Below are 25,844 nucleotides of genomic sequence, written 5' to 3'. Positions count from 1 at the left end.
CCACTTTTTGTCGACGATTAGTCAGCGTTGTCACGAATAGTTTTGATTTTTTCTAACAAGACGGTTTTATTAAAGGGCTTTGATACGTAATCGTCCATTCCGCTTTCGGTACAGCGACGGATATCATCATCAAGCACACTGGCAGTAAGAGCAATAATTGGCGTTCGTGCTTTGTTGTATTGTTCCTCGTAAAGCCTGAATTCTTGCGAAGCGGTAAAGCCATCTTTTACTGGCATCATGCAGTCCATTAATATTACGTGGTAGTGGTTGGAGTCATCGCAAAGAAAATTCAACGCTTCCTGTCCATTATTGGCAATATCAACTTCGTAACCAGACTTCTTCAATAACAGGCTCGCGACCTTCTGATTCACTAGGTTGTCTTCGACCAGCAATATAGATTGGCTGTCTGGGTTGCTCACTATGTTAAGCAGCGACTTAGGCGCATTTTCTGAGTTTGTATTAGCAGCTTCGTCACCCACAATCTCAAGGGTATTTGCAGTGGGCTGTTGCAAGGATTGATGCTGACTTGGTGCATGTTTCAATGTATCAATCAACCGAGCGCCCAGCAGAGGGAAAGTGACTAAACCAGAAATGAGTTGTGGGTAGTGAGTGGAAGAAGAGTTTTGTGGCTGTACGAGCACAATTGGGCTGTCAGGTGATCGTTTAGCAATATCAATCAAGTCGGCCTCGCTATCATGCTCTTCGCTTGCACAATAAAGAATAATAGAGCGATCGTTTGGAGAAGCTTCCTCATAAGAAGTGCACATAGACAGATTTTCTAAACCAAACTGATGCAGTTCTTGGCTTACTTGTGCTGCATAAGTTTGTCCATTACTGATGATAACAAAATTGCTGCCGTCCAATTCATTGATATGCGGTGATGTGGCTTGATTTATACTAGATTCGATAGTGAAAAAGAATCGGCTTCCTTTACCTTTTTCTGAGTCAATTTCAATATTTCCTCCCATCAACTCAACTAATTGCGATGAAATAGCGAGTCCCAAGCCCGTACCGCCGTATTGTCGTGTCACAGAACTGTCTTCTTGCGTAAATGGTTTAAAAATTGAGTCTTGTTTATCTTTGTCGATACCTATACCAGTATCGACAATGGCAAAGTAAATACTGCAGCGCTGTTCATCGATCTCAGTCACGTTGATCTCCATTCTTACATGACCTTTGTTGGTAAATTTCACTGCATTCGACATTAAGTTCATCAAGATCTGACGCAAACGGTGATCGTCGATGATCAGCATATGTGGCATCTGAGGTGAGAAACTGATCTGCAGTTGGAGATCTTTTTCCTTCGCTTTTGACATTACGATCGCGATCGTGTCATAAGCGATCTCGCGCAAGTTCGAGCTATGCAAAGAAATCAATAGGTTACCTGACTCAATCTTAGAGATATCTAGGATGTCATTGATCAAGATAAGTAGGGTCTGCGATGAGGTGTCGATGGTGTTGAGATAATCGCGTTGAATCGGATCGAGATTAGATTCAGAGAGAATGCCAGACATGCCGATAATGCCGTTTAGAGGCGTTCTTATCTCATGAGACATATTGGCAAGGAAAGAGCTTTTCGCCACGTTGGCTCGTTCTGCTTCCTCTTTGGCTGCTAGCATTCTGTGTTCATTTTCTCGTCTTTCATGAATGAGCTTGTTCATTTTCTTACCAAAATGACTGAACTCATCTTGTCCCTCGGTTGAGGCTAGAGTATCTGATTCCTCTTGATTCTCGAGCCGCTCAAATGTTTCTAGTGTATTGTTTAGGAAAAAGATGATTCGACGAGTGATGTTTATACTCAAAATGAAGAGCGCTGCCATAATCGACACAGTGAGGCCAATGGTTAACCAAAGACGCTGTTCCAAGTCTTTGATGCTTTGAGCCATTTCATTGGTCAGCTGTTCATTGATTTGATCGGTCGCTTGCTGAATAAGCTTTAGCCTCTTATCTAGAGCAGCAATACCGGATGTAATCTCTTGTGTTGCCAGCTCCGGCTGGCTTTCATCTAGTACACGGTCCCTAAAAAGGATGCTCTCCACAAAAGACTCATCGGAAAACGTTTTTAGCAGTAAACTGACTTGAGATGCATCGGCACTGATATTAAGGAAGCGTTCTATAAGATACTGTTGGCGCTCAAATAAAGTCGAGAGTTGTTCATGAGCTGCATGAGAATCATGATGCTCTTCGGCGTGTCCTTCGACAATATCAATGTGGATTAACCAATTCTCTTCTGTTGCCCAGAGACGAATCCATTCGAGGGTAAATAAAGCGTTTAAATGCGATTCCAGTTTAATCGTTCCGGTATCTACTTTAGTGCTTTCTAATTGCGCGATCAGTTGATTGATAAGGTCATTAGTCCATGAACTCCATTCTTCCAGTTCGTCCATTTCCGTGACGGATTGCAATTCACTCTGAGCGTCTCGAAGCTCTTCGAGAGTAGTATTTGCCATTGAGAGTGCGTCTGCAGAATAAATACTCTTCACGGTGTTGGCTATTTTGTCTAAGCATTCATTTAGCTCGCTAAATATGACATTTTTATTACTACCAAATGTGTTTTCGAGCTTTTCTAGACGAGATTTATGGAGTGATGTGCTATATCTGGAAATATAACCTAGAGCGGTCACTTCACTCGATAAAACAGACATTTGTTGCAGACTGTTTTGAGTTCTAAACGCTTCCCAAGCGGAAAATATTAAGATAACGGTCAAAGGTAAAATAGCTAGTAGTATGATCCTGCTCTTAATAGACATCTTATTTAGCAAATTCATATCACTATTCCTTGATAATAATCTTGAACATCGTTTTTGGTGAACTAATCTGTTTGTTAGTTTAGGAAAGGATTTCGCCTGAGTGTAATAAAATGACTCAAAACTTACTGACAAACATAGGCATACGGATAGGGCTATTTCGTGGCAGCGCCATAATAGCCTTGGGTTTGATGTTAGCTTTATCATTTGAAAGTAGAGCTTTTGCTGCGAATGAATATGCGGTGTTCACCTTAAATGACAATTTTGATGAATTAAGTCGGAGCAAAGCTAGGATGCTTTATCGAGGTAAGACTAAATCGTTGCAAGGGAAACGGATAGAGCTATCCGATTGGCCTGAAAGTTCATCTGAGCGTTCTGAGTTTTATCAATACTTGCTAGGGAAAGATGTCTCACAAATGAATGCCTACTGGGCAAGTCTTTCGTTTTCTGGCAAAGCCCGACCGCCCAAAGAAATTGATGATGCCAATGTCAATGCGCTTATCACCTGGTTATCAGCAAAACCCAACCGAATCGGCTATGCCCCGTTAGACGCTTTGCCTAGTGACGCAAAAGTGCTCTACATCGTGAGTAAGGAGAAATAGCAAATGACGAATAAAACTTCATTACTCGCACTTCTTACTACGGCCATTAGTCTTCCTGCGGTTTCAGCTATCGATATTAACGACAACTTCTCAATCAGTGGTTTTGGCTCTACCTCTTGGGCTAAGTCTGATAATGAAACGCCACTACTTATCAATAGAGGCATCAGTGACGAAAACTGTTTTGATTGCGACACAACATTTGGGATTCAGCTGGACTACTTCTATGACGCATTTAAAGCTTCGGTGCAGGTGGTAAAACGTCCACAAGATAACTGGAGCGAACCTCAACTGGAGTGGGCGTACCTTGGTTATTCCATCGGTGATTTTGAAGGGCGTGCGGGTCGACTTCGTCTGCCTGTCTTTCTAGCATCTGAGTATTATTATGTTGGTCAAGCATACACGACAGCTAGGCCAAACGAAGAAGTTTACAACAGTATCTTAGGGGTAACTGCATTTAACGGGCTGAGTGTTACTTGGAACCATAGTCTTACTGATGAGCTACAATTGTCTCTCACACCATTTGTAGGTTTTAAAGACAATAATGAAGTGGAATTTAACCCGAGCTTAACGCTAGAGTTTGAGACGAAGAATATGTGGGGTGTCAATGCTCAGCTTATCGGCGATAACTTCCGAGTGAACTTTGCCTACCTCGATTCCAATTTTGACCAAACGATAAAGCAACCTCAGTTACCGCCTCCGTATAATGAGATCTTACTCGCCGACCAGAATATTAAGCTCTATTCATTAGGGGGAGAGTATGATTTTGGGCAATTGAAGCTAACGGCTGAAGGACAAAAGAATGATTTGGCCTCTTCTTGGTACGGCAGCGCGGCTTATCGTATTCAAAAATTCACGCCTTATGTCGTTTATGGCCAAACGTATAGTGAAGGTGGCGATAATCGATATGATGGAAAAACAGGGGATAGTTGGACCTTAGGGTTACGTTACGACGTGTTATACAACGTCTCATTGAATGCTGAGTGGCAAACTTTTAATAGTTTTGGTGGACAGACTGGACCATTTGTAAGTAACCCTGGTACAGATACCGATGCCAATATGTACACCGTCATGCTTAATTTTGTGTTCTAGTTCGTAGGTCCGCTCACCTAATATCAAAAAAGGGGCTCACTATTGTGAGCCCCTTTCGTCGTTTCAAGCGTAAGTCATCGTTACTTGTCGCTACTTTCTGCGATTTTCTCTAGTGCAAGCACTAAACCTACTGCGGCCAGCATCAGAACAATTGCGATAGCCAGTTGCGAAGGTTGGCCAGTTACAGACTCGAAGTTAAATGGTGATAGGTTCTCTTGAATAAGAGGTACTTGCTCGCCCTTTGAGTTGATGCGCCATGAGATAGTTTCTTTCCATGGCCATAGTTTTGGTAATGTACCTAGCATTAAGCCAGTCAGGAACACTAATGCGAAATCACGGTAGCGTTTTAGTAACCATGATAGAACATGGGAGAATGACAATAGACCAATCAAACAACCCATCGCAAATAACGCCATTACATCGATTTGTAGGCCCTTCACCGCGCCCAATACCGGCGTGTACATGCCTAGTAGCAATAGAATAAAGCTGCCTGAGATACCTGGAAGAATCATGGCACAAATTGCGATACAGCCAGCGAAAAAGATATTGATGCTGGTTGGATCCATTTGAAGTGGTTTCAATACAGTGATGCTGTAGGCAAATACGGCACCGAGTAATAAGAACACGAAACGCGATAGTGTCTTTTGTTCGACTTGCTTAATCATGTGATACACGGAGACCATGATAAGGCCGAAGAAGAAGGACCACACTGGCACTGGGTGAGTTTCTAGTGCCCAAGAAATGAATTTCGCTAGTGATAAGATAGAGGTCAGGATGCCACCAAACAGTGCGATTAAGAAAAAGCCGTTGATGTGGTCGAATGCTGCCTTGAATCCGTCACGTTTCCAGATCCCCAAAATACTTGGGTTAATACGACGGATGCTTTCCAAAAGTGTGTCGTAAATACCTGTAATAAAGGCGATCGTACCTCCCGATACCCCAGGTACAACGTCTGCTGCACCCATCGCCATTCCTTTTAAGAATGTAGTCAGATAGTTCTTCATGATTTCTTCTAGGTTTAAAAAGTTGATGCAGAGTATATATGCATGCTTGTTTTGATGCACTATTCAATTAGTGCCGTAAAGTTGTGATATCACGTATCAAGTTATTGTGAATTCGTGATGTATATATGTCCTCCAATTAGGGTGAAAAGTTCCATTTTACTTCAATTAATTCAATGCCTTCTGCTTGTCTAGATAAGTTGTAAGTGCCTTAGAAATGTTGCAATTCTGCAAACAAAGCGACACGTAACTTTCATCTTTCCCCGTCAAAGTACAGTTATCAGAGAAAACACATGTGACATGAACAGCAAGCGGATTGCTGTTTTTAAGTTGAGCACATGTCTAGATAACTCACTCGCTAGGGGATCACTATGCCAGTTTACTTAGACATTGCGTCGGTATTAGAACAAGAAGTTCGTGAACGTTATGTTCCGGGCGACTACCTGCCGCCAGAAGGACAACTTGCTCAGCGCTTTGATGTCAATCGCCACACGCTTCGTCGAGCTATTGATGAGCTCGTTAACACTGGCATGGTTCAACGTCATCAAGGTAAAGGCAATATGGTGATAAGGCAGCCTAGTGAGTATCACGTGCATTCGGGCGCGCACTTTACTAAGAATCTGATTGAACAAGGGGCAAGGCCACGCTGCGAAGTCATTCAACATCGAGTGTTTGTCGCTCCTATGGACATTGCCGCCAATCTTGGCGTCGTAGAGGGCAGTAAGATCATCCATATCCGCACACTGCGAAAAACCGAGGAGTGTCCTCGCACCATCATTGATCACTACCTAGCCAATATAGAGTGGTGGAGCATTTTGAAGAATTACCAAAGTGGTTCATTACACGAATTCATTAAACGTGGGCTTGATATAGAGCTGGAGCGCAAAGAGACCCGAGTAGGGGCCAAAACGCCAACAGGTGAAGAGTGCCGACTGCTGCAAATTACATCAAGCACACCAATTCTAAGAGTCAAAACCAAAAATGTTATCAAGGGGACCGACATGGTGGCCGAGTTTTCGACCTCCAATAGCCGTTCCGACGCAACTGAAATAGTAATGGAGCATTAAATGACTGCTGTGAGCGAAAGAGCAAGCTGGATGTCAACATTGGCACAAAGTCAGCAGAGCGTGTTAGAGCAACTGTGGCACTCAACCAAGATTGAAGCGAGTTATCAAATGGTACGTCAACCAGAGATAGGGTTGGCACAGGTACGTGCTCGAATGGGGGGGAGCGGTCGTGAGTTCAATATGGGGGATGCCACGATCACTCGAGCAGTCGTCAAATTGGACAGTGGGGAGATGGGCTACAGCTACTTGCGCGGTCGCAATAAAGCGCAAGCAGAGCTAGCTGCCGTTATTGATGGCCTACTGCAGACCCAATCGCACCATGAACAATTAATGCGCATGGTCATTGAACCCTTGGCAGCGATGAAGCAAGAACAGCAGCAACTCAGAGCAAAAGAAGTGGCGACCAGTAAGGTGGACTTTTTCACCATGGTACGCGGTGAAGATTGATTCAAGGAACATGAACAAGTTTGGTTTAACGAATTAACCAAGTAAGGCAACGATAATGACCACAATTACTACTGCATTCAAAGATGCAGTTCACGACAGCCAGCAGTGCTTCAGATTGCTGCTTAAGGCGATGTCTGAACCGGGTGAAATAGTCACTCTAGAGATGAGCGAAGGTTTTGGTGCGATGCATAAAGCAGCGACACAAACCCTGTTGAGCTTAAGCGACAATGCGACGCCGATATGGCTGTCAGAGTCACACTTAAAAGACGCTGCTATTCGTGAAAATATCCGCTTTCACTGTGGCAGTCCCGTAACTGAGCGACAAAACAGTGCCAGTTTTGCTGTGATTGCTGAACAAGATTTGGCTGACTTCGATTGGAATAACGCCACATTTAGCCTTGGCTGTGAAGAGTACCCAGATCAGTCTACGACGGTCATTGTTGAGCTAGGCAGCTTAACCAATGGCTCTGACGCGAGTCCATCTAAAGGTGGCCTCACGCTAACGCTATCTGGACCGGGAATCGAATCACAATCGGTGTTGAATATTGGTGTGGCCTCTCAGGCATTTCAGCACTTCTTACAAGGACGCCAAGAGCATTTCGCTTTTCCGCTTGGTATTGATTTGATCTTGGTAAACGATGAGAGCATTGCCTGCTTACCACGTACCACACTTGTTGAGGTGAACTCATGTATGTAGCAGTAAAAGGTGGCGAAAAAGCCATTAACAACGCGCATCAGCTGCAGGCTAAAAAGCGTCGTGGTAATCCTGAATTTGCTGAATTGACGGTGGCACAAATCAGTGAGCAGCTCTCTGGCAGCGTTGATCGCGTGATGACGGAAGGTGGCATTTATGACCGTGAATTGGCCGCACTGGCTGTCAAGCAAGCGAACGGCGATCTAGTAGAAGCTATCTTTTTGTTGCGTGCTTATCGTACCACGTTGCCGCGCCTTTCGGTTTCACAGGCTGTGAACACCAGTGAAATGCGCATTGAGCGCCGCATCTCTGCCACCTATAAAGATCTGCCTGGTGGACAAGTATTGGGGCCGACATATGACTATACCCATCGTTTGCTGGACTTTAGTTTGATTGCTGAAGGTGAAGCACCGCGAGTCGACACCTCAGATGTTGAAGCGATGGAAGTGTGCCCTCAAGTGATGAGCATTCTTGAAAATCTCGACTTGATGACGACCGAAGAAGATAACCAACAACCCCCAGAAGATATCACTATGCATCCGGTGAACTATCCGTGTGACCGCAGTGCGCGATTACAGAACTTGGTTCGCGGCGATGAAGGATTCTTGCTGGCGCTTGGCTATTCGACGCAGCGTGGCTATGGACGAAATCACCCATTTGCAGGCGAAATTCGTATCGGTTTCTGCGATTTAAGTTTGGTACCAGAGGAGCTTGGCTTCGCTATTGATATCGGTGAAGTTGAGTTAACCGAGTGCCAAATGGTGAATGGTTTTGTTGGTAGCAAAACAGAAAAAGCCAAACTGACTCGCGGTTATGGTTTGACGTTTGGCTCCACCGAGCGCAAAGCGATGTCAATGGCGCTGGTGGATCGCTCACTGCAAGCGGCAGATTACGATGAAGCCATTGATGGGCCAGCTCAAGACGAAGAATTCGTGTTATCGCATTCAGATAACGTGGAAGCTGCAGGCTTCGTTTCTCATCTGAAACTGCCTCACTACGTGGATTTCCAAGCAGAGCTAGAACTGCTTCGTAAGATGCACAAAGAGCATGATGAATTCATTCAGTCTCAGGGTGAACAGAACCAACAGGAGAGCCAGTCATGAGCCAAGTACAAACTAACACTCATGCGCAAGGTGTGACCGGCTACAACTACGGTTACCTTGATGAACAAACCAAACGTATGATTCGTCGCGCTCTGCTCAAAGCAGTTGCGATTCCTGGTTATCAAGTGCCATTTGGTGGCCGTGAAATGCCGATGCCGTACGGTTGGGGAACCGGCGGTGTTCAGATTACCGCAGCGATCATTGGTCAAACTGACACGCTGAAAGTGATTGACCAAGGTGCCGACGATACGACGAATGCGGTTTCCATTCGAGAGTTTTTCAAGTCAGTAGCAAGCGCGAAAACCACCGAGAAAACGGTAGACGCCTCAATCATTCAAACGCGTCACCGCATTCCGGAAATCACTCTCGATAAAGACCAGATCTTAGTGTATCAAGTTCCGATTCCAGAGCCGTTGCGCTTTATTGAACCGCGAGAGACGGAAACGCGAAAAATGCACGCGCTGGAAGAGTACGGAATCATGCACGTCAAACTGTATGAAGACATCGCACGATTTGGTCATATTGCTACCTCTTACGCGTATCCGGTTTGCGTCAACGATCGCTATATCATGGACCCTTCTCCTATCCCTAAGTTTGACAACCCGAAAATGGACAAAATGGCGGCGCTTCAGCTGTTTGGTGCAGGACGTGAAAAACGAATCTATGCCATTCCGCCATTCACAAAAGTGAAGAGTTTAGATTTTGAAGATCATCCATTTGAAATCCAACAATGGGATGAGCCGTGTGCCATTTGTGGCGCAACGGACACCTTCCTAGATGAAGTGGTGATGGATGACAAAGGCAATCATATGTTTGTTTGTTCGGACACTGATTACTGCTCTCAGCAAGTCGAAAAACACACCATCCATACTAAGGAAACGGAGAGTTACGCATGAGCACGTTAGCGGTGAAACAGCCAACATTTGACACTAATACCTTTGATGTAAGTGAGCAGCCACTATTGTCGGTTCGTAATCTCACCAAACTTTACGCACCAGGGAAAGGCTTTACCAATGTCTCGTTTGATTTGTACCCCGGCGAAGTGCTAGGCATCGTGGGCGAGTCAGGTTCAGGTAAAAGTACCTTACTAAAATCACTGTCGGGTCGCCAAACGCCAGACAGCGGTGAGGTGCTTTACATCCGAGGTCGCGGAGAAGATCAGGTAACTCAACTCGAAGACCTCTATTTAATGGCAGAAAGTCAACGTCGTCAATTACTGCGCACAGAGTGGGGCGTTGTGCATCAGCATCCGATGGATGGATTGCGCGGCCGTGTTTCTGCGGGCGGTAATATTGGTGAGCGTTTAATGGCCGTAGGCGAGCGTCATTATGGTGATATTCGAACGGCATCAACCAAGTGGCTCACTGATGTAGAAATTCCTCAAGACCGAATTGATGACATGCCCACCACGTTTTCCGGCGGTATGCAGCAGCGCTTGCAGATTGCTCGCAACTTGGTGACTCATCCAAAACTGATTTTTATGGATGAGCCAACAGGTGGATTGGATGTCTCGGTGCAAGCAAAACTCCTCGATCTATTACGTCGCCTTGTCACAGAACTGGAACTGGCTGTGGTTATTGTCACTCATGACCTAGCGGTGGCGCGTTTACTGGCTCATCGACTGATGGTGATGCGTCGCAGTGAAGTGGTAGAAACTGGGCTGACGGACCAAGTACTTGATGATCCGCAGCACCCTTACACCCAATTACTGGTTTCGTCCGTGTTGCAGAACTGATGGCTGAATAAAGGAATTACTATCATGACAACTGAAACAAAAATCATCGTTTCCGATGTAAGCAAAACCTTTGTTCTGCATAACCAAAATGGCATTACTTTGGATGTGCTGAGCAACGCTAATTTTAGCGTCGCAAGTGGCGAGTGTGTGGTGCTTAATGGCCGTTCCGGTTCAGGGAAATCCACTTTGCTACGGGCACTTTACGCCAATTACCTTGTGGATACAGGCAACATCGAAGTCGAGCATCAAGGGCGCTGGGTCAATATTGCTAAGGCTCAGCCGCGTGAAATCATCAATGTTCGCAAGCATACCATCGGTTGGGTCAGCCAATTTTTGCGTGTCATTCCTCGTATTAGCGCTTTGGAAGTCGTTATGCAGCCGATGTTAGAAATGGGTGGCTGTCGTCATCAAGCCGAGCAAAAAGCGAAAACACTGCTGACTCGTCTTAATGTACCAGAGCACCTTTGGAATCTAGCGCCAGCCACGTTTTCTGGTGGTGAGCAGCAACGGGTGAATATCGCCCGAGGCTTTATCGTCGACTATCCCATTTTGCTGTTGGATGAGCCTACGGCGTCGTTAGATGCCACCAACAGTGCAGTTGTGGTGAATCTGATTCAAGAAGCGAAAGATCGCGGCGCCGCCATTGTGGGAATTTTCCACGATGAAGCGACTCGAGATCAGGTGGCTGACCGTTTGTATGACGTGAAGAAACAAAACGAAGCCACTCGACAGGCCGAGCAGGGCAGTGCTCAGGCAACCTCCATCTCAGCATGCGCATAACGGGAGAAAGCAGCATGATTATCACCAATGTAAGTTTGGTTCTTGAGAACGAAGTAGTAAAAGGCTCATTAGAGCTCCGTGACGGCAAAATCGTTAGTATGTCAGATTCACAAAGTCAGGTGGCAGGTGCCTATGACGGAGAAGGTGACTTTCTCATGCCGGGCTTTATTGAACTGCATACCGACAACCTAGAGCAGTACTTTACTCCGAGACCAAAAGTGGATTGGCCGCCTTTCTCTGCGATGAGTGCGCATGATACTCAATTGATTGGCTCAGGCATTACCACGGTGCTAGATGCCGTGGCGCTGGGTGATTTTCGAGATGAGAAACGTCAAACTAACTTGGATCTGTTCATCAATACGGTCGTGGATAGCCAAAAACGTAACTTGACTCGTGCTGAGCACCTACTGCACCTTCGCTGCGAAGTACCTCATGAAAGCACCGTCGGAATGTTTGAGAAATATGTCGACTTACCGGAAGTCCAGTTGGTTTCGTTGATGGACCATGCACCGGGTCAGCGCCAGTTTGTGGATGTAGAAAAGTATCGTACTTACTATCAAGGCAAGCACAACTTAACGGACAGTGAGATGGTGGCGTTTGAGAAGAAACAAGTAGAGCTCTCAGAGCGCTGGTCGACACAAAACCGCAATGAAATTTGTCGTCAGTGCCGAGAGCATAGCATCCCAATGGCGAGCCACGATGATGCGACAAAGGCGCATGTTCAAGAATCAAAAGACTTAGGAATGGTCATTGCAGAGTTCCCTACGACAGTGGAAGCGGCGAAACGCTCTCATGAGCTTGGACTGAAAGTGTTGATGGGCGCACCCAATGTGGTTCGCGGAGGGTCTCATTCAGGCAATGTCGCTGCGCACGAACTGGCCTCTCACGGTGTATTAGACATTTTATCGTCAGACTATTACCCAATGAGCCTGTTAGAAGGTATCTACAAGTTATCGTGGGATGAGCGCAACACGTTAACGCTGCCGCAAGCTGTTCAACTGGTCACCAAGAATCCAGCGCAAGCACTGAGCCTAAATGATCGCGGTGTTATTGCAGAAGGGAAGCGTGCCGACCTTGTATTAGCAAAACAAGTGGATGGGCATCCTTTGGTCGCTCGTGTTTGGCGACAAGGTAAAAAGGTGTTTTAGCCGATGACGAATAACACATTATTAGAAGCATCTTCGGATGCTTCTTTTTCATCTACGGCGGACTACGCCGACGCTTCAACCAAACGCAAAGGTAAGCTCTACTACGTGATAGGCCCTTCAGGTGCGGGCAAAGATACCCTGATTGACGCCATTCGCGCCGATCATCCTGACGATATTATTGTTGCTCATCGCTATATCACGCGTCCTTTTGGTGCTGGTGGTGAAAACCATGTTGCCGTTAGTGAGCAAGAGTATTTATCAAGACAGCAAAAAGGACTATTTGCTATGAGTTGGCAGGCCCATGGGCTGTGCTACGGTGTGGGGTTAGAGGTGAAAGCGTGGCTAGACAAAGGCTTTTCGGTTTTGCTGAATGGCTCGCGTGCGGAATTGGCTCAAGCGCAACAGTGCTTTGGGTCAGATCTGGTTCCTGTTGTAGTCAATGTAGATTTGGACGTATTGCGGACTCGATTGCAAAACCGAGGACGCGAATCTCGCGAAGAGATTGAACGTAGATTACAACGCGCCACCGAATTCACCTTATCGAAACAAGAGGGTTTTTACCCAATTGATAATAGCGGTGACGTGCAATCGAGCGCAAAGCAGTTCCGCCACATTCGTTTTCAACTTGAAGGGAAGTCGTGATGAAGCTTGTCATGTTGGGCACGGGGAACAGTGCTATGGTGCCTGTTTGGGGCTGTGACTGCGAAATATGTGCTGAAGCAAGGCTGGTTAGAACTCTGCGACGTGAGAAAAGCTCGGCTTATGTTGAACACAATGGTCGTAAGCTGCTGTTAGATGCTAATGCTCCCGATCTTCTGGATCGTTTCCCACCTGGGTCGATCGATAAGATTCTGTTAACACATTTTCATATGGACCATGTGCACAGCTTGTTTGATCTTCGCTGGGGAAAGGGGGCGCTCATTCCAGTACATGCACCTGAGGACGAGCAAGGGTGTGATGATTTGTACAAATACCCCGGCGTGTTGGATTTCTCGCAGCGTTCACTGCCGTTTCAATCCTTTATATGGCAAGACATCACTGTAACGCCGCTTCCCCTCAACCACTCTAGACCTTGTGTGGGCTATGCCTTTGAGCTGAATGGCCATTGCATTGCTTACTTGACCGATACCAATGGGCTGCCAGAAGCGACGACGCAGTGGCTTAAACAGCGCACAGTGGACTGGATTGTCACCGATTGCAGCTTTCCCCCTATCGAGTGCGAACACACAAGACTTAGCAATAACCATAACGATATCTACCAAGTGCAGAACATCGCTGAGCAATGTCAACCTGAGCGTATTGGCCTGATTCATTTAGGTCACAACGTTTTGCTTTGGGCCAAGCGACATCCACAGTGTTTTTCTGACAGCTTTCAACTTCTTCATGACGGACAGGAGATCCCACTATGAACCAGCCGCTATCACCAACTCTCTCTGCTGAACCGAGCGTATCGCCGTGCAGCCAATTACATCGCACCGAATTAGGTCGTTGGACTGAGATTGCCCAGCGATGCGTGTTAAATAACGTCACCGTTGGTGATTACAGTTATATCCAAAATGATTGCAATTTGATGTTTACCGAGGTGGGAAAGTTCACGTCTATCGCCGCCGCCGTTCGCATCAATCCAAGCAATCATCCATGGTGGAGGCCAACTCTGCACCACTTCACTTATCGCCCAGGTAAATACGGTTTGGGAGATAACCCATCGGTATTGGATGACGAAGTGTTCAGTTGGCGTGAAGAAGACAAGGTAGTGATAGGTCATGATGTTTGGATTGGCCACGGCGCGATCATTTTGCCCGGAGTGACCGTAGGCAACGGCTCGATTATTGGAGCGGGGAGCGTAGTGACAAAAGATGTCCCAGCTTACTCAATTGTGGTCGGTAATCCGGCGCGAGTCCTTCGTCCCCGTTTTGATGATGACAGCTTCGGGCCCCGCTTAGAGGCTCTGGCATGGTGGAACTGGAGTGACGAGCAAATCGCGATGGCGCTGCCGCTGTTTCAAAAGGATACTCGAGAATTTTTAGCTTACTTTGAAAATATGCAGTAACCCACTTTCTTCCTACCTGATTATCTGTAGATGCTCGAATAAGCGCGACATCGTTGGTGTCGCTGCACATTATTCGCGGCATCTACCTATCCATTCTACGGTTAAATCTGAGATATTACTTTAGGTAATATTTTAAGTTTAATGAGTCATTTCAGACGCCAGTTAACTCTGTTTTATTATTCATTCTGTCAGGTGAAGGTATGGCTTGCCTGAGTTTGCTTGGAATTAATTGCCTGAATTTAATAAGTAATTAAGTCCAATAATTTGTTTTTGCTAAGGAGGGCTTTTGAAATAAATCAGAGTAATTATGAATTTACAAACAGCAAAAAGTCCGCTGAGTTGGACGATTTTAACAGCATTGGTTTCTTTAACGTCAGTTTCAGTAACGGCAGACGAATATCAGGATATGTCTGACCCACTAGCCGTGTATTCGCAAGCGGGTATGGGCGTGACCAATAAAGGCATCAACTTTAAGTTTGGTCAGGCTTACGATACCAATAATGACTCAACCATGGCGATGCATGTACTAGAAGCGAAAGGGTTTGCTGCAGACAGCTTGGGGCTAAAGGGGGATGATAGTTTCGACTCACTACGCTATCGACATTTTAATGTCGACATCAATAGTGGGCTGGGCTCTCAAGTTGATCTTAGCTGGGACTTTGATAACAAAGTAGGCTCAGCTTCCTATTCCTTGATTCAAGCGTTACCAAAAATGGGCGCCGTACAGTTTTATCCACTAGCGGGAATTGGCATTAATGTGGCGGATGTTCATTCGTCTTTGATTCAACCGAGCCCGGATTATGACGGTTCTATCGGTTACACCATCCCCTCGAGTTTTGCTCTGGTGGGTTTCTACTCAAAAATCGAAATTACCGATGATATCTGGCTGAACTACAACCCGATGTACACCACTCAACTTGGTGGAGTGGAGTCTTTCAGCAACTTTTATGGCTGGCAGCATGAAATTGCGGCGAGCTATCAGCTGAACAACCGAAGTAACCTGCGAGCATTCTGGAACTTTGGCGAAGTGCTACAAGGCACGGACTTTAGAGTGGAATACAACTACCAATTCTAACTCTGGCTTTCTTACCACCCATCAAGACGACAATCCAATGAATTGCTAAGGCAATCACAAACGGTTTTATAGGTACGACGATGAAAAAAACAACACTCTCTTTATTAGTGGCATCTTTGTCTTTCGGCTCTCTGGTCAGCGCCGCAGATACCACTCCTACGGATGCAGAACTTACGGGTCAACGTGTCTACCATCATATGGAAAATATGGTCGCGTTTATGGAGCAAAATGGAGTGAATACTTTTGAGTTCCCAGGGTTGGCAGACCACACATGGGATGTCATTACCCCTGCACTGGACCATATTTATGGCAAAGCGATGCTGGATGTAACAGCAGGTCCTGTGGAGTTGACGGTTCCCCCTCGTGAATCAGAGCGTTACGCATCTCTGCACTTGGTGGATGCTGAGCACTTCTCGGTTTATCACGAAGTGACACCAGAAGTTGGCGGTACTTATCTAATCGTACGAGAAGGCGCTGACTATACGATTCCACAAGGCGATTATATCGATACAATTACGGTGAAAGACGACCTTATTTTCTCTTTCATTCGTGTCCAGACATTTGAGTATCGCGATAGTGGTGTTGCCGATGCTTGGCGTAAACAGATTGAGGTTAACAACCTTGCGCCGAAGTCTGAGATTGCGTTGCCAGATCGCAACAATATTCATGCTGTAATTAAGTTTGCCGATGAGATTTCAGATGGTTGGGCACAAACGCATAGTAATATGCAAACCATTATTTCCGATGACAGCTTTGATAAACAAAGACTTAATGAGGTTCGCAATTACGTACACGAACTAGGAACATCTGGCTTGGTGGTGAATAACTTATCCGGTTTTGAGCACCCAGGACATGCTGATGACCTTGCTGATGAGCGACGTCGTTCGCTGTTGACTCATTTAGGTCACTTAGGCTTCCCTGCTGAGCACGCTTATTATGAGCTAATTCCAATGACGCCTGAAGGTAAGCAGTTGAATGGTTCAGAAGATTTTGTGTTGACTATGCCTCATGACCAAGCGGTGGGTAAGTTCTGGTCAGTGACGCGTTATTCTGATGAGACGCGCTTACCGCTGGACCCAGCGAAGATAGGCGGGTCCGACCGTCAAGTATGGGCTGGTGGCAATACTACGCCAGACGATGAAGGAAATGTCACCATTACTTTCTCAAGCGACAACCCAGAAAATGGGACTTATTGGATGCCAGTAGTTGATGGGGAGGATTATTACTTTGTGGTCCGCTATTACCTGCCTCAAGCGGGTCTTGCAGGTAATACTGCGCAAAGTATTATCTACAAGGGAACCGAGCTGGAAAGTTTGATGGTTCCTAAAGCGACGTTTAACTATGGTAATTAACTGAGCGTACAACCACGCTGATACTTTTTGCCCCACTGTAAATGAGCTAGTTACGGAAACTAGTTCGCAGTGGGGTTTGTGGTATTAATGCTCTTGCTCAGTCTTTTCCTGCTGTTCAAATACGGTGCGAACTTCGCTATATAACCATTTCACCAATGGCGCATTGGAGAGTTTGCTTGGAATCAAGGCACCAATATCACTGCCTAGTTGGTGTTCTTTATGAGCTGAGAAGAACTGAGTCCCTTGCGGTAAATCAGCATCAAAAATGTCGACACAAGGCAAGATCGAATCGGTTTGAGCAACGACATGTAGGCAGATACTGAGTTGGTCCGCTCTAAGCCCGACTTGCGGCGTAATTCCGACTTCTCGCAGTTTGGTTTCAATTAAGTTTTCTTTCTTATTGAAGTCAGGAAGCTGAAGCAATGCGAGTGGATATTGTCCAATATCTTGTGTGGTTCTTTGTGTTTCAAGGACTGGATGCCCGTCTCGACAAATGAGTTTGAAATAGCAATGAGTCAGTTTTTTCTGTATCACCTGTTTGGAGATATCTAGAGGTAAGTAATTGATGCCAATATGAAGGCGTGCAAGCTTAAGATCGTGCTCGGTATCTTGCCCCCAGTTGATGATTTTGAGCGTAGCGTTAGGCAGCAAAGGACGAAGGTGGTGATACAGACGCCTGGATACTGGTCTGTATAGAGTGGTATTGATGGCGATGCTAATGTCACCGGTATACAACGCTGGATTGAATTGTTGATTTCGAGAGAATAGATCTTCCAATAGCTCGAACAGAGCAGGCAGCTTTTCCAGCAGCTCCAAACAATAGGGTGTGGGTTCTAATCCATACTGCTTGCGGATAAACAGCTCATCGGCAAACTCTTCCCTGAGCTTTTTAAGCTGCTTGCTGACCGCAGGCTGTGATAAAAACATGCGGTCGGCAGCGCGTTTGGTGTTGCGTTCTTCACCAAGGACTTTCAGCAGCTTTAGTGTATTAAAGTCTAGCCTTCTTAATAGGTTATCATCCATCTGGGCTGGTATCCCGCGTCATGTGTATTCACTCAATACTACAATGTCATAAGTAACTCGACCAGCTTAACCTAGACCATGTAAAGCTATAATCCTCTCGCAATCTCGTTTCCAGTTTTAGTTGCTTAGCTGTTTTAACTTCATACCTAAAAAGACAAAACTGACTCCTTCAATTAGCAAAGAAATGCCAATGAAAGTACCCAGCAATGAAGTGGAGAAAGCGGGGTCTTCAAGTAACGTGAAGAAGTAACCACCTATGATGACGGACAGAAGTCCGCTGAAAATGATGAGGCCACTACTTGGAAGGCTGCGGTTGGCGAGCCCGAAGAAGATTCGTGTCAGTCCGTTTAATATCATCACCAACACCATCAACATAGTAATGGTGACCAGGCCTGCAAGTGGCTTAAATAAGATGAATAAACCGCCGATTATGTAGAGTACCGCGCTTAAGACATACCACAGCTTTTGTCCCCACGCATTTATCGAAAAGGTGTGATAAGCCTGCACAAGCCCACTAAACAAGAGTACGGCACCGATAATGGTTGAGATGGTGACACCAGCAAATACAGGTAACGCCATTGCCCCAATACCCGCGAGGGAAACGACGATGCCTACAGTAACAAAATACTTCCATCCTTTTGAAAGGAACTGAGCTTGTGGGGATTGGTTTGAATCTACCATTGAGCGCCTCTTAGATTAATGCCTTGGTTGCATATTCAGCTTAGTCTAAGAATCATCAATCGCTCAACTGGATAGCATTTTTCGAAACACTCGTTGTTTCAATGTCTTCCAACGGGCGAGAAGTAGACCTATAGCGATTACGATGTAGATAGTAGGTTCTGCCACTTCTGACTTTACCGACCAGTAAAAGTGAATCGGTGCCAAGATAGCAGCTAAATAGACCCAGTTATGCAGTTTCTGCCATCTTGCGCCCATTTTACGTTGTATTGCTTGAGCGGATGTAACCGCTAGCAGCAACAAAATCACCCACACTGCCGCTCCGACGGTGAGATATGGACGTTTAACGATCTCAGAGGCCAATAAGCTCCAATCCAATCCTAAGTCTAGCGTCGCGAAGGCGACCAAATGGAGCACTGCCCAAAAGAAGCTGTACAGTCCTAATAGCCGTCTTACGCGAAGAAGCAAACCTTGTTTAGTCCATTTTGCCAAAGGAGAAACCAGCAGAGTAATAAACAAGGTATTCAACGCGCTAATACCAGTGTAATGGATTATGCCTTGTACCGGATCGCCACCTAAGTTATCGGTATTAATAGCAATGACAAGCAGTGCTAAAAATGCCAATGATACAGCGTGGATGACGACTTTTAGCGCGATGATCGTTTTTGGCGTTAGCTTTCTCAATAGAGCTTCCTCAGATCCATATTTTTGTATAGATGCGCCACTTCTTCTTCATAGCCGTTGAACATTAGGGTTGGCTGCCTGCGTGTACTGAGGACACTACCTTCTCCGATGAAACGCTCACTGGCTTGACTCCAACGCGGGTGGTCGACATTAGGATTCACATTGGCGTAAAAACCATACTCATTAGGAGCCAGACGATTCCACGTTGTTGGTGGCTCTTGGTCGGTGAGACGAATACGAACAATCGATTTGATGCTCTTAAATCCATACTTCCATGGCACAACCAGTCTAAGCGGGGCGCCATTTTGTGGGGCGAGTGTTTTGCCATATAAACCAACCGAGATCAGAGTTAGAGGGTTCATGGCCTCATCAAGGCGAAGTCCTTCTACATAAGGGTATTCAATGCTACTAAATGAACCTTGAGCCGGGAACTGTTTGGGGTCGTAGAGGGTTTCAAAAGCAACATATTTGGCACTACTTTTTGGGTCGGCCATTTTAATGATGTCTGCAAGTGGAAAACCAATCCAAGGAATGTTCATTGACCATGCTTCAACGCAGCGAAGGCGATAGATGCGTTCTTCTAACGTGAATTTACTAAATATGTCGTCATAGTCGAGTTTCATTGGGTTGTTGACCAGCCCGTCGATTTCTACGGTCCAAGGGTCTGCCACAAACTCCGACGAGTTCTTCGCAGGGTCGGATTTATCAGTACCAAACTCATAGAAGTTATTGTATTTCAGAACCTTACTTTCTGGTGTTAACGAAAGGTCGGCTTGGTATTGTTGTGGTTTAGTGGCTTTGAGATCAATTCGACTATCAGTGACGGGTTTCTCATCGGAAGAAAAGATATCCAGTAGGCCCGCTTGGGCATTAGCCGCGATAGGCATGCCGACGACAGCAATACCGAGCTTCTTTAGTATGTCTCGACGCTCTTTGTAGACAGACTCTGGCGTTGCTTCGTTTTCAGACAGAGCCCAGCGATGATTCTTTTTGATCCACATAATCTTCCCCGAGTGTGATTCACGTTTTAGTAAACAGCAAATTGGTGATACGTTGATTAGAGCAGACCGTAGCAATGTCGATTCTCTTTCATAAAAATCAAAAAAACACGCATTCATAACAAAATGCGTGTTCTAAAGGCTGTGGTTATAACTGATTCTTTTTAGAAGAACTTTTTAATGGCTTTTTCGGCACATGCGACATCCAGGTGACCTCCTGGTGCGCCTCCAACACCGATCGCACCAATCATTGCGCTGTTAACTTGAACGGGTACACCGCCTGCTAAGAACAGCAGATTGTCGTCCATATTTTGTAGCGGTTGCATGATAGGTTTGTCGGCAATCAGCTTCATTAGGTTACCTGACGGTTGTTTCATACTCGCCACTGTGAAGGCTTTTTTACGTGAGCTATCCAGTGTGTGGATCCCTGCATCATCAGAACGAAGCTGAGCAATCACATTCCCTGATAGGTCGACAACAGTCGCGGAGACTTTATAGCCATCCGCTTCGCATTGATTTACCGCTTCATGAGCCAGTTCGAATGCCGCTTTTGATGAAATTTGAGTGATTGATACTGTTTGTGCATCTGAGGCCAGCGCGTTGTTAGAAAGGCTCAGAAAACCAAGGGTTGCAGCGAATACAGTCAGTGTTGTCGTTTTCATGTTTACTCCGTTAATAGCGTGTTTTTATTCAACGAGTTCATAGTAACCAACGGAGGATTGCGACAGGCTTTCTAGAACATTACAAAGTTGTAATCTTGGTTATATTCGAGAAAGGATATTGATAAAGTATATTCAGACCAAGGTTAAGAGGTACATGGACGTTAATGAAAATTCTACTGATCGAAGACGATAGCCATATCGCGAAATTTCTAGTGAATGGCTTCCAGCAAGAAGGAATCACGGTAACGCATTCAACAGATGGTGTAGACGGATTGCACGAAGCTGTTACCGCAGACTTTGATGTCATTATTCTCGACATTATGCTACCTAAAAAAGACGGCTTTGAAGTGTTGGCGGAGCTGCGAGGACAAGGACATGCTACCCCAGTCATCATATTGAGTGCCAAGCATTCTGTAGAAGAGCGGGTGCAAGGACTGCAATCGGGTGCGGATGATTACTTAGTTAAACCATTTGCTTTTCCTGAACTACTCGCTCGGTGTCAAACCTTGATGCGCCGGGGCAAGCCACCTTCGCCTCAAGCATTAGAACTGAATTATGGCCCTCTTAATTTGGATTTACTGAAGCATACTTTGCAAAGGGAACAGCAAAATATCGCCATCAATCAACGTGAGTTCATGTTGATGAAGTTACTGTTGGAAAACCCAGAAACCGTCATGTCGAAAACTGCCATTCTTGAGCATGTGTGGGGGCATCAATTTGACCCACAAACTAACGTTGTGGATGTGTTAGTTTGCCGATTGCGCAGCAAAGTGGATAAAGGCTTCGCGACACCATTAATACATACACTGAGAGGTGTCGGTTATGTCCTCAAGTCATAGTATTGAACAAGCTCTTGCGGGTACGCAGCGACATCTTTTGGTGCGCTTTATGGCGACCTTACTGCTGTGTTTATTACTGGTGGAGCTAATTGTAGGCGCGATATTTTTCTACGATCTGTTTCAAACAGAAAAGAAGATTCTAACGTCCATGTCGACCGAGTATCAGCGTATTTTGACCTACGATTCGAGTGACCGTTTAATCCATGTTTTAGAAGCCAACCCTCACCGACTGGTCGACAACAACATCGCTGCCTATTGGGCGCAAGACAATTCGTCTCGACCAACGTTTGTCGCGGGTGATGAAAATGTAGTGCTTAACCTGCCCTTTGCTGACTATCAGATTGATGAGAGTCGTTCTTGGTTTGATACCTTTATTGTCAATCCGTATATGACCTTAAGCATCAAAGGGGAGCAGCAGCAGTTTTGGTTGGTTCTGGACAATCGTGCCAGAGACTATATCGCATACAACCAATGGTTAATGACATTCTATGCACTGATTGCATTGGTGATAGTGACGACTGTTTTCACTCGTAAAATCATCCAAAGTGCCATGTCGCCGTTAGTGACATTTGGAGACCTGTTAGACAGGCTAAAAAAAGGACAGCTAGAGTTCGCAGAACCAGAGCCAGAGATTGGCCAAGGACTTACGGTTATTAGCTCTAGTGTTCACTCTGCCGTGGCCAAATTACAGCATGTCACCACCACGTTAAACACGACGGTAGACGCTATCGCACACGATATACGTACGCCGCTATCGCGAATTACTCTCGCGTCTCAAAGTGCGCTGCTGAATAACGCTGATCCGCAAGCAATGCGTGATGCTTTGGCCGATTGTGCAGAGCATGCCATGCAGGCCAGCAATATGTTGACCGCATTAATGAAACTAAACGATGAAGTGACCGGAAAGCGCCAGCCACAAAAGGTGGATACTCAAGTGTCCGAAGTGATTTCCAAGGTAGTAAGCTGGTACGACGATGTGGCGGAAGATAAACAGATTCAGTTAGTCAGTGACGTTGCCGATGGGCTTATTATCCAGTCCGATCCGGATAAACTGACTCAAGTACTGGTTAACCTTGTTGACAATGCGATCAAGTATACCGAACCCGGTGGCCGTGTGACGATTAAGGCTGAACAAAGCTCGAACATCAAGGCTAAGATAAGTATTCAAGACACCGGTATTGGCATTGACCCCAAATACCAAGATCTTATTTTTGAGCGGCTTTATCGAGTGGATAGTAGCCGAAGCAATATCGAAGGTTATGGTCTTGGCTTATCGTTGGCACTTGCTATGGTGGAGAATCTTGAAGGACAGTTGATGGTGAAATCAGAATGTGGTGTAGGTAGTACGTTCACGATTTTGTTGTGATTTTCCCTGACCATGTAATATGCAAGCAACCCTGTGGGGATCGAGATCATAAGAACCAATACGGAAATGCCCAAAGTTATTAGCTTTGGGCATTTCTTCTGGCATTTTGTCAATCACGGACAAGGTTTTACGTACCGAGATGATTACAACGTCATATGCAGAATTGGGAAAGGTTTTCCCGTCTCATCAAGAGGTGATCGAGAGCTGATCTTAAAGCCCATGTGTTGGTAAAAGCCAACAGCACTAGGGTTTTGTTCATTAACGTCTACTTTGTTTGCTCCTAGTTTTTCTATTGCGTATCGCAAGAGTACTGTGCCAGTACCTTGTCCACGCTGTTGGTCTAGGACAAACAACATTTCGATCTTATTCTCATGAACACCAACAAAACCAACAATTGCTCCTTTGGTATTCTTAACACATTTCAATGTTACCGCAGGGAATGCTTGCTCGATAATGATGGGTTTAAAAAACTCAATATCTTGTTCTGTTATAAAGTCATGAGTCGCTCGGACAGAATTTTCCCAAACATCAAGCAGTTCAGCGTAATCTTTGGGAAGCACATTTTCGACAATCATAGAGTTCTCTCTGATTAGATTGATTAATTGACTGATGAAGTGTGCAGCCGCTCGGGGATTGTAGCAGTTAATTCCTTATTAAACACACCGCTTTAAGCGAAGTTTTACCACCAAGCCACTTTGATAGATTTTACCAATTGAATAGATAGGAAAGGACGAATTCTCAAATATGCTCCCGCATTGCAATATAAACCCATCAGCGCAGGACAGCGCCAATCCGAATTACAAGACCATATTGAGAGAGTAAAATTATGATCAACACGACTATTAAGCCATTTTCAGCAACTGCATTCAAACAGGGCGAATTCGTAGAAATCACAGAGCAAGACGTGAAAGGTAAGTGGGCTGTATTCTTCTTCTACCCAGCAGACTTTACTTTCGTTTGCCCAACAGAGCTTGGTGATCTTGCAGACCACTACGCAGAGCTTCAAGAGCGCGGTGTAGAAGTTTACTCAGTATCAACAGACACTCACTTCACTCACAAAGCATGGCACGACAGCTCAGATACTATCGGTAAAATCAACTACTACATGGTTGGCGATCAAACGGGTACTATCACTAATAACTTCGGTGTGATGCGTGAAGGTCAAGGTCTAGCAGACCGTGCGACTTTCCTAGTTGACCCAGAAGGCGTTATCCAAGCAATGGAAATCACTGCAGAAGGTATTGGTCGTGACGCAGAAGACCTAATGCGTAAAGTGAAAGCAGCGCAATACGTAGCGGCTAACCCAGGTGAAGTTTGCCCAGCGAAATGGAAAGAAGGTGAAGAGACTCTAGCACCATCTCTAGACCTAGTTGGCAAAATCTAAGTCATACAAGCATTAGCTTAAACGGAATATCGGGTCCGTGTTGCATGCCCCAATATCGCATAGCGAATTGGGGCATGTTTTTATTTAGCTTTTATGATGAATACCAGCGCAGAGTTATGTGCTGATGGAAAAATGCCGTTTAAGTTCCTGACGGCCTTTAGGTGTAATTATCACCTCTCTGTATCCGGGAACTCTTTCAATCCAGTCATTGTTTTCTAAAAATTTAAGGACAGAGGCACCTAAGTAGCCGCCTAGATGAAATGTCCTCTCACTCCAGTCTAAACATGGACAACATTTTTTCCGCTTAGTTTTGGCATCGACGGTAATACCAAGTTTCAGAAACTTTTCTTTACCTTGTAGGGTTAGGTCGCTTCCATCACTTTCGAGCCAATTGTTTGATATTAGGTAGTTGTAGAATCTTACTGCTATGTCTCCGGCTAAATGGTCATAACAGGTTCTTGCTTTCAAGAGCTCTTTTGGGATTTTCGAACGCGCAGGGTTGTTGGGTTGAAAAGTAATATTCATCATGCTTTCCAGTAATGAAGCAATGCCATTGCTATAAAGGCGAAAGTACCGGTGTCGACCTTGGGATAAACAAGTGACAACATTGGCTTTCATCAGACGAGCTAGATGTGAGCTGGTTGTAGATGGGGAAATGTCAGCGACGGCACTTAACTCTGTCGCAGTCCAAGCTCGCCCGTCCATAAGAGCACATAGAATCTTCATCCTTGAGACATCAGACATGGCAGCAGCTAATGCTGCCATGTTGGCCTCTTGGCTGTGGACTTTAGGTTCACTAAAAAGCGGATTTTGTTTACTCACGTATGGGTTACCCACGCTGTTCTGACCTAGACGGTCACTGTATAGTGACTAAGAATTACTATCAAATGTTTAAGACCAAATATCGCGTTATCCATGAGTGTGAACGCTATCTACAGGTGCTTCGGCGCGTTGATTCATGCCATAGTCTCTGATGACACCTGCCACTCTTAGTCGATAGTTTTCAAATATGGTGTTACGTCCTTCGGATTGCGCAAATCGGTGGGATTCTAAAGCACGCCACTCTTGAATAGACCCTTCATCTTTCCAAAATGACAAAGAAAGGACTTTTCCTTCATTGGTTAGGCTTTGAAAGCGTTCAACTGAAATAAACCCTTTCATTTCAGATAGTAATGGTTTTAGATTATTAGCAATATCTAAGTATTCGTCAGACTGGCCTTTGGCAATTTGAACTTCGAAGATCACAGCAATCATGGTTTATTCTCGTTAATCTGATTGGATTGGTGCGTTTATTGTAACGACCAAATTTACGGATACTTC

Annotated in this window: 28 protein-coding genes; 18 read left to right on the top strand and 10 right to left on the bottom strand. The window is 45.4% G+C overall.

What is annotated here, in order from left to right:
- Nucleotides 1-17: 17 nt before the first annotated feature.
- Complete coding sequence (locus JKJ11_RS23280; protein ID WP_252039348.1) at nt 18-2,768, bottom strand: hybrid sensor histidine kinase/response regulator; 2,751 nt, start codon at nt 2,766-2,768, stop codon at nt 18-20.
- 92 nt (nt 2,769-2,860) lie between these two features.
- Between JKJ11_RS23280 and JKJ11_RS23275 the strand changes: the two genes are divergently transcribed.
- Together JKJ11_RS23275 and JKJ11_RS23270 are read left to right on the top strand one after the other, a co-directional pair.
- On the top strand, nt 2,861-3,349 hold the full coding sequence (locus tag JKJ11_RS23275) for a hypothetical protein (protein WP_006069750.1): 489 nt from the start codon (nt 2,861-2,863) through the stop codon (nt 3,347-3,349).
- Between the two features lie 3 nt (nt 3,350-3,352).
- Nucleotides 3,353-4,438, top strand: coding sequence for a porin (locus JKJ11_RS23270; RefSeq protein ID WP_171389356.1), 1,086 nt, complete (start codon nt 3,353-3,355; stop codon nt 4,436-4,438).
- 80 nt (nt 4,439-4,518) lie between these two features.
- On the opposite strand, the gene JKJ11_RS23265 is transcribed toward JKJ11_RS23270, so the two are convergent.
- Nucleotides 4,519-5,442 (bottom strand): polyprenyl-phosphate transporter, encoded by a 924-nt coding sequence (locus tag JKJ11_RS23265; protein ID WP_171389357.1) that lies wholly within the window; start codon nt 5,440-5,442, stop codon nt 4,519-4,521.
- A gap of 368 nt (nt 5,443-5,810) precedes the next feature.
- On the opposite strand from JKJ11_RS23265, the gene phnF reads away from it, so the two are divergent.
- From phnF to JKJ11_RS23200, 13 genes are all read left to right on the top strand, one after another.
- Nucleotides 5,811-6,506 carry a phosphonate metabolism transcriptional regulator PhnF gene (phnF, locus tag JKJ11_RS23260; protein ID WP_038227594.1) on the top strand — a complete coding sequence of 232 codons (696 nt, stop codon included), beginning with the start codon at nt 5,811-5,813 and terminating at the stop codon, nt 6,504-6,506.
- Complete coding sequence (gene phnG, locus JKJ11_RS23255) at nt 6,507-6,953, top strand: phosphonate C-P lyase system protein PhnG (protein WP_031493381.1); 447 nt, start codon at nt 6,507-6,509, stop codon at nt 6,951-6,953.
- 55 nt (nt 6,954-7,008) lie between these two features.
- Nucleotides 7,009-7,650: a phosphonate C-P lyase system protein PhnH gene (gene phnH / locus JKJ11_RS23250; protein ID WP_252039346.1), complete on the top strand. Its 642-nt coding sequence runs from the start codon at nt 7,009-7,011 to the stop codon at nt 7,648-7,650.
- Nucleotides 7,641-8,750 carry a carbon-phosphorus lyase complex subunit gene (locus JKJ11_RS23245; protein WP_252039344.1) on the top strand — a complete coding sequence of 370 codons (1,110 nt, stop codon included), beginning with the start codon at nt 7,641-7,643 and terminating at the stop codon, nt 8,748-8,750. The genes phnH and JKJ11_RS23245 overlap by 10 nt, the downstream gene beginning before the upstream one ends.
- A complete protein-coding gene (locus JKJ11_RS23240; protein WP_096443566.1) occupies nt 8,747-9,646 on the top strand; it encodes an alpha-D-ribose 1-methylphosphonate 5-phosphate C-P-lyase PhnJ in 900 nt (299 codons plus the stop codon). The genes JKJ11_RS23245 and JKJ11_RS23240 overlap by 4 nt, the downstream gene beginning before the upstream one ends.
- The gene (gene phnK / locus JKJ11_RS23235; RefSeq protein ID WP_006069758.1) at nt 9,643-10,485 is read left to right on the top strand and encodes a phosphonate C-P lyase system protein PhnK; all 843 of its coding nucleotides are present in this window, start codon (nt 9,643-9,645) and stop codon (nt 10,483-10,485) included. The genes JKJ11_RS23240 and phnK overlap by 4 nt, the downstream gene beginning before the upstream one ends.
- A gap of 24 nt (nt 10,486-10,509) precedes the next feature.
- The gene (gene phnL, locus JKJ11_RS23230; RefSeq protein ID WP_096443564.1) at nt 10,510-11,265 is read left to right on the top strand and encodes a phosphonate C-P lyase system protein PhnL; all 756 of its coding nucleotides are present in this window, start codon (nt 10,510-10,512) and stop codon (nt 11,263-11,265) included.
- A gap of 14 nt (nt 11,266-11,279) precedes the next feature.
- The gene (gene phnM / locus JKJ11_RS23225; protein ID WP_252039342.1) at nt 11,280-12,413 is read left to right on the top strand and encodes an alpha-D-ribose 1-methylphosphonate 5-triphosphate diphosphatase; all 1,134 of its coding nucleotides are present in this window, start codon (nt 11,280-11,282) and stop codon (nt 12,411-12,413) included.
- A 3-nt stretch (nt 12,414-12,416) separates the two neighbouring features.
- Complete coding sequence (gene phnN / locus JKJ11_RS23220; protein WP_081875825.1) at nt 12,417-13,055, top strand: ribose 1,5-bisphosphokinase; 639 nt, start codon at nt 12,417-12,419, stop codon at nt 13,053-13,055.
- Nucleotides 13,055-13,822, top strand: coding sequence for a phosphonate metabolism protein PhnP (phnP, locus tag JKJ11_RS23215; RefSeq protein WP_252039341.1), 768 nt, complete (start codon nt 13,055-13,057; stop codon nt 13,820-13,822). Before phnN ends, phnP begins: the two co-directional genes overlap by 1 nt.
- Complete coding sequence (locus tag JKJ11_RS23210) at nt 13,819-14,463, top strand: DapH/DapD/GlmU-related protein (protein ID WP_038227585.1); 645 nt, start codon at nt 13,819-13,821, stop codon at nt 14,461-14,463. Before phnP ends, JKJ11_RS23210 begins: the two co-directional genes overlap by 4 nt.
- A gap of 307 nt (nt 14,464-14,770) precedes the next feature.
- Nucleotides 14,771-15,538: a hypothetical protein gene (locus JKJ11_RS23205; protein WP_252039340.1), complete on the top strand. Its 768-nt coding sequence runs from the start codon at nt 14,771-14,773 to the stop codon at nt 15,536-15,538.
- A gap of 80 nt (nt 15,539-15,618) precedes the next feature.
- Nucleotides 15,619-16,890, top strand: coding sequence for a DUF1254 domain-containing protein (locus JKJ11_RS23200; RefSeq protein WP_252039339.1), 1,272 nt, complete (start codon nt 15,619-15,621; stop codon nt 16,888-16,890).
- 84 nt (nt 16,891-16,974) lie between these two features.
- Here the strand turns inward: JKJ11_RS23200 and JKJ11_RS23195 are convergent, their stop codons facing one another.
- The 5 genes from JKJ11_RS23195 to JKJ11_RS23175 form a co-directional block, all read right to left on the bottom strand.
- Nucleotides 16,975-17,913: a LysR family transcriptional regulator gene (locus JKJ11_RS23195; RefSeq protein ID WP_051868089.1), complete on the bottom strand. Its 939-nt coding sequence runs from the start codon at nt 17,911-17,913 to the stop codon at nt 16,975-16,977.
- A gap of 117 nt (nt 17,914-18,030) precedes the next feature.
- On the bottom strand, nt 18,031-18,594 hold the full coding sequence (locus JKJ11_RS23190) for an HdeD family acid-resistance protein (RefSeq protein WP_006069768.1): 564 nt from the start codon (nt 18,592-18,594) through the stop codon (nt 18,031-18,033).
- Between the two features lie 63 nt (nt 18,595-18,657).
- Nucleotides 18,658-19,275 (bottom strand): protein-methionine-sulfoxide reductase heme-binding subunit MsrQ, encoded by a 618-nt coding sequence (gene msrQ / locus JKJ11_RS23185; protein ID WP_096443552.1) that lies wholly within the window; start codon nt 19,273-19,275, stop codon nt 18,658-18,660.
- A complete protein-coding gene (msrP, locus tag JKJ11_RS23180) occupies nt 19,272-20,276 on the bottom strand; it encodes a protein-methionine-sulfoxide reductase catalytic subunit MsrP (RefSeq protein WP_252039338.1) in 1,005 nt (334 codons plus the stop codon). The genes msrQ and msrP overlap by 4 nt, the downstream gene beginning before the upstream one ends.
- A gap of 161 nt (nt 20,277-20,437) precedes the next feature.
- Nucleotides 20,438-20,935: a GlcG/HbpS family heme-binding protein gene (locus JKJ11_RS23175; protein ID WP_031495903.1), complete on the bottom strand. Its 498-nt coding sequence runs from the start codon at nt 20,933-20,935 to the stop codon at nt 20,438-20,440.
- A gap of 164 nt (nt 20,936-21,099) precedes the next feature.
- Between JKJ11_RS23175 and JKJ11_RS23170 the strand changes: the two genes are divergently transcribed.
- A complete protein-coding gene (locus tag JKJ11_RS23170) occupies nt 21,100-21,774 on the top strand; it encodes a response regulator transcription factor (RefSeq protein WP_006069772.1) in 675 nt (224 codons plus the stop codon).
- Complete coding sequence (locus tag JKJ11_RS23165; RefSeq protein ID WP_252039337.1) at nt 21,758-23,140, top strand: sensor histidine kinase; 1,383 nt, start codon at nt 21,758-21,760, stop codon at nt 23,138-23,140. Before JKJ11_RS23170 ends, JKJ11_RS23165 begins: the two co-directional genes overlap by 17 nt.
- Nucleotides 23,141-23,283: 143 nt before the next feature.
- Here the strand turns inward: JKJ11_RS23165 and JKJ11_RS23160 are convergent, their stop codons facing one another.
- Entirely contained in the window at nt 23,284-23,715 is a 432-nt protein-coding gene (locus JKJ11_RS23160; protein WP_006069774.1) for a GNAT family N-acetyltransferase, read from the bottom strand.
- Between the two features lie 251 nt (nt 23,716-23,966).
- On the opposite strand from JKJ11_RS23160, the gene ahpC reads away from it, so the two are divergent.
- The gene (ahpC, locus tag JKJ11_RS23155; RefSeq protein ID WP_006069782.1) at nt 23,967-24,524 is read left to right on the top strand and encodes an alkyl hydroperoxide reductase subunit C; all 558 of its coding nucleotides are present in this window, start codon (nt 23,967-23,969) and stop codon (nt 24,522-24,524) included.
- Between the two features lie 114 nt (nt 24,525-24,638).
- Here the strand turns inward: ahpC and JKJ11_RS23150 are convergent, their stop codons facing one another.
- Both JKJ11_RS23150 and JKJ11_RS23145 read right to left on the bottom strand, forming a co-directional pair.
- The gene (locus JKJ11_RS23150) at nt 24,639-25,346 is read right to left on the bottom strand and encodes an ArsR/SmtB family transcription factor (protein ID WP_252039335.1); all 708 of its coding nucleotides are present in this window, start codon (nt 25,344-25,346) and stop codon (nt 24,639-24,641) included.
- An 87-nt stretch (nt 25,347-25,433) separates the two neighbouring features.
- Nucleotides 25,434-25,778, bottom strand: coding sequence for an antibiotic biosynthesis monooxygenase family protein (locus JKJ11_RS23145; protein WP_252039333.1), 345 nt, complete (start codon nt 25,776-25,778; stop codon nt 25,434-25,436).
- Between the last annotated feature and the right edge of the window lie 66 nt (nt 25,779-25,844).

The sequence above is a fragment of the Vibrio sp. SCSIO 43133 genome (assembly GCF_023716845.1).
Taxonomy (GTDB): Bacteria; Pseudomonadota; Gammaproteobacteria; order Enterobacterales; family Vibrionaceae; genus Vibrio; species Vibrio mediterranei.
The sequence above is the reverse complement of the archived record's forward strand: the minus strand, read 5'-3'. Positions and strand labels throughout refer to the sequence as shown.

Bases quoted from the DNA above. Each gene is read 5' to 3' on its own strand.
- phnG (WP_031493381.1), top strand. From the start codon at position 6,507: ATGACTGCTGTGAGCGAAAGAGCAAGCTGGATGTCAACATTGGCACAA.
- phnF (WP_038227594.1), top strand. From the start codon at position 5,811: ATGCCAGTTTACTTAGACATTGCGTCGGTATTAGAACAAGAAGTTCGT.
- JKJ11_RS23160 (WP_006069774.1), bottom strand. From the start codon at position 23,715: ATGATTGTCGAAAATGTGCTTCCCAAAGATTACGCTGAACTGCTTGAT.
- ahpC (WP_006069782.1), top strand. From the start codon at position 23,967: ATGATCAACACGACTATTAAGCCATTTTCAGCAACTGCATTCAAACAG.
- JKJ11_RS23240 (WP_096443566.1), top strand. From the start codon at position 8,747: ATGAGCCAAGTACAAACTAACACTCATGCGCAAGGTGTGACCGGCTAC.
- msrP (WP_252039338.1), bottom strand. From the start codon at position 20,276: ATGTGGATCAAAAAGAATCATCGCTGGGCTCTGTCTGAAAACGAAGCA.
- JKJ11_RS23145 (WP_252039333.1), bottom strand. From the start codon at position 25,778: ATGATTGCTGTGATCTTCGAAGTTCAAATTGCCAAAGGCCAGTCTGAC.
- phnP (WP_252039341.1), top strand. From the start codon at position 13,055: ATGAAGCTTGTCATGTTGGGCACGGGGAACAGTGCTATGGTGCCTGTT.
- JKJ11_RS23170 (WP_006069772.1), top strand. From the start codon at position 21,100: ATGAAAATTCTACTGATCGAAGACGATAGCCATATCGCGAAATTTCTA.
- phnM (WP_252039342.1), top strand. From the start codon at position 11,280: ATGATTATCACCAATGTAAGTTTGGTTCTTGAGAACGAAGTAGTAAAA.
- JKJ11_RS23275 (WP_006069750.1), top strand. From the start codon at position 2,861: ATGACTCAAAACTTACTGACAAACATAGGCATACGGATAGGGCTATTT.
- JKJ11_RS23165 (WP_252039337.1), top strand. From the start codon at position 21,758: ATGTCCTCAAGTCATAGTATTGAACAAGCTCTTGCGGGTACGCAGCGA.
- phnN (WP_081875825.1), top strand. From the start codon at position 12,417: ATGACGAATAACACATTATTAGAAGCATCTTCGGATGCTTCTTTTTCA.
- JKJ11_RS23210 (WP_038227585.1), top strand. From the start codon at position 13,819: ATGAACCAGCCGCTATCACCAACTCTCTCTGCTGAACCGAGCGTATCG.
- JKJ11_RS23200 (WP_252039339.1), top strand. From the start codon at position 15,619: ATGAAAAAAACAACACTCTCTTTATTAGTGGCATCTTTGTCTTTCGGC.
- JKJ11_RS23205 (WP_252039340.1), top strand. From the start codon at position 14,771: ATGAATTTACAAACAGCAAAAAGTCCGCTGAGTTGGACGATTTTAACA.
- JKJ11_RS23175 (WP_031495903.1), bottom strand. From the start codon at position 20,935: ATGAAAACGACAACACTGACTGTATTCGCTGCAACCCTTGGTTTTCTG.
- JKJ11_RS23270 (WP_171389356.1), top strand. From the start codon at position 3,353: ATGACGAATAAAACTTCATTACTCGCACTTCTTACTACGGCCATTAGT.
- JKJ11_RS23195 (WP_051868089.1), bottom strand. From the start codon at position 17,913: ATGGATGATAACCTATTAAGAAGGCTAGACTTTAATACACTAAAGCTG.
- JKJ11_RS23245 (WP_252039344.1), top strand. From the start codon at position 7,641: ATGTATGTAGCAGTAAAAGGTGGCGAAAAAGCCATTAACAACGCGCAT.
- JKJ11_RS23190 (WP_006069768.1), bottom strand. From the start codon at position 18,594: ATGGTAGATTCAAACCAATCCCCACAAGCTCAGTTCCTTTCAAAAGGA.
- phnK (WP_006069758.1), top strand. From the start codon at position 9,643: ATGAGCACGTTAGCGGTGAAACAGCCAACATTTGACACTAATACCTTT.
- phnL (WP_096443564.1), top strand. From the start codon at position 10,510: ATGACAACTGAAACAAAAATCATCGTTTCCGATGTAAGCAAAACCTTT.
- phnH (WP_252039346.1), top strand. From the start codon at position 7,009: ATGACCACAATTACTACTGCATTCAAAGATGCAGTTCACGACAGCCAG.
- JKJ11_RS23280 (WP_252039348.1), bottom strand. From the start codon at position 2,768: ATGAATTTGCTAAATAAGATGTCTATTAAGAGCAGGATCATACTACTA.
- JKJ11_RS23265 (WP_171389357.1), bottom strand. From the start codon at position 5,442: ATGAAGAACTATCTGACTACATTCTTAAAAGGAATGGCGATGGGTGCA.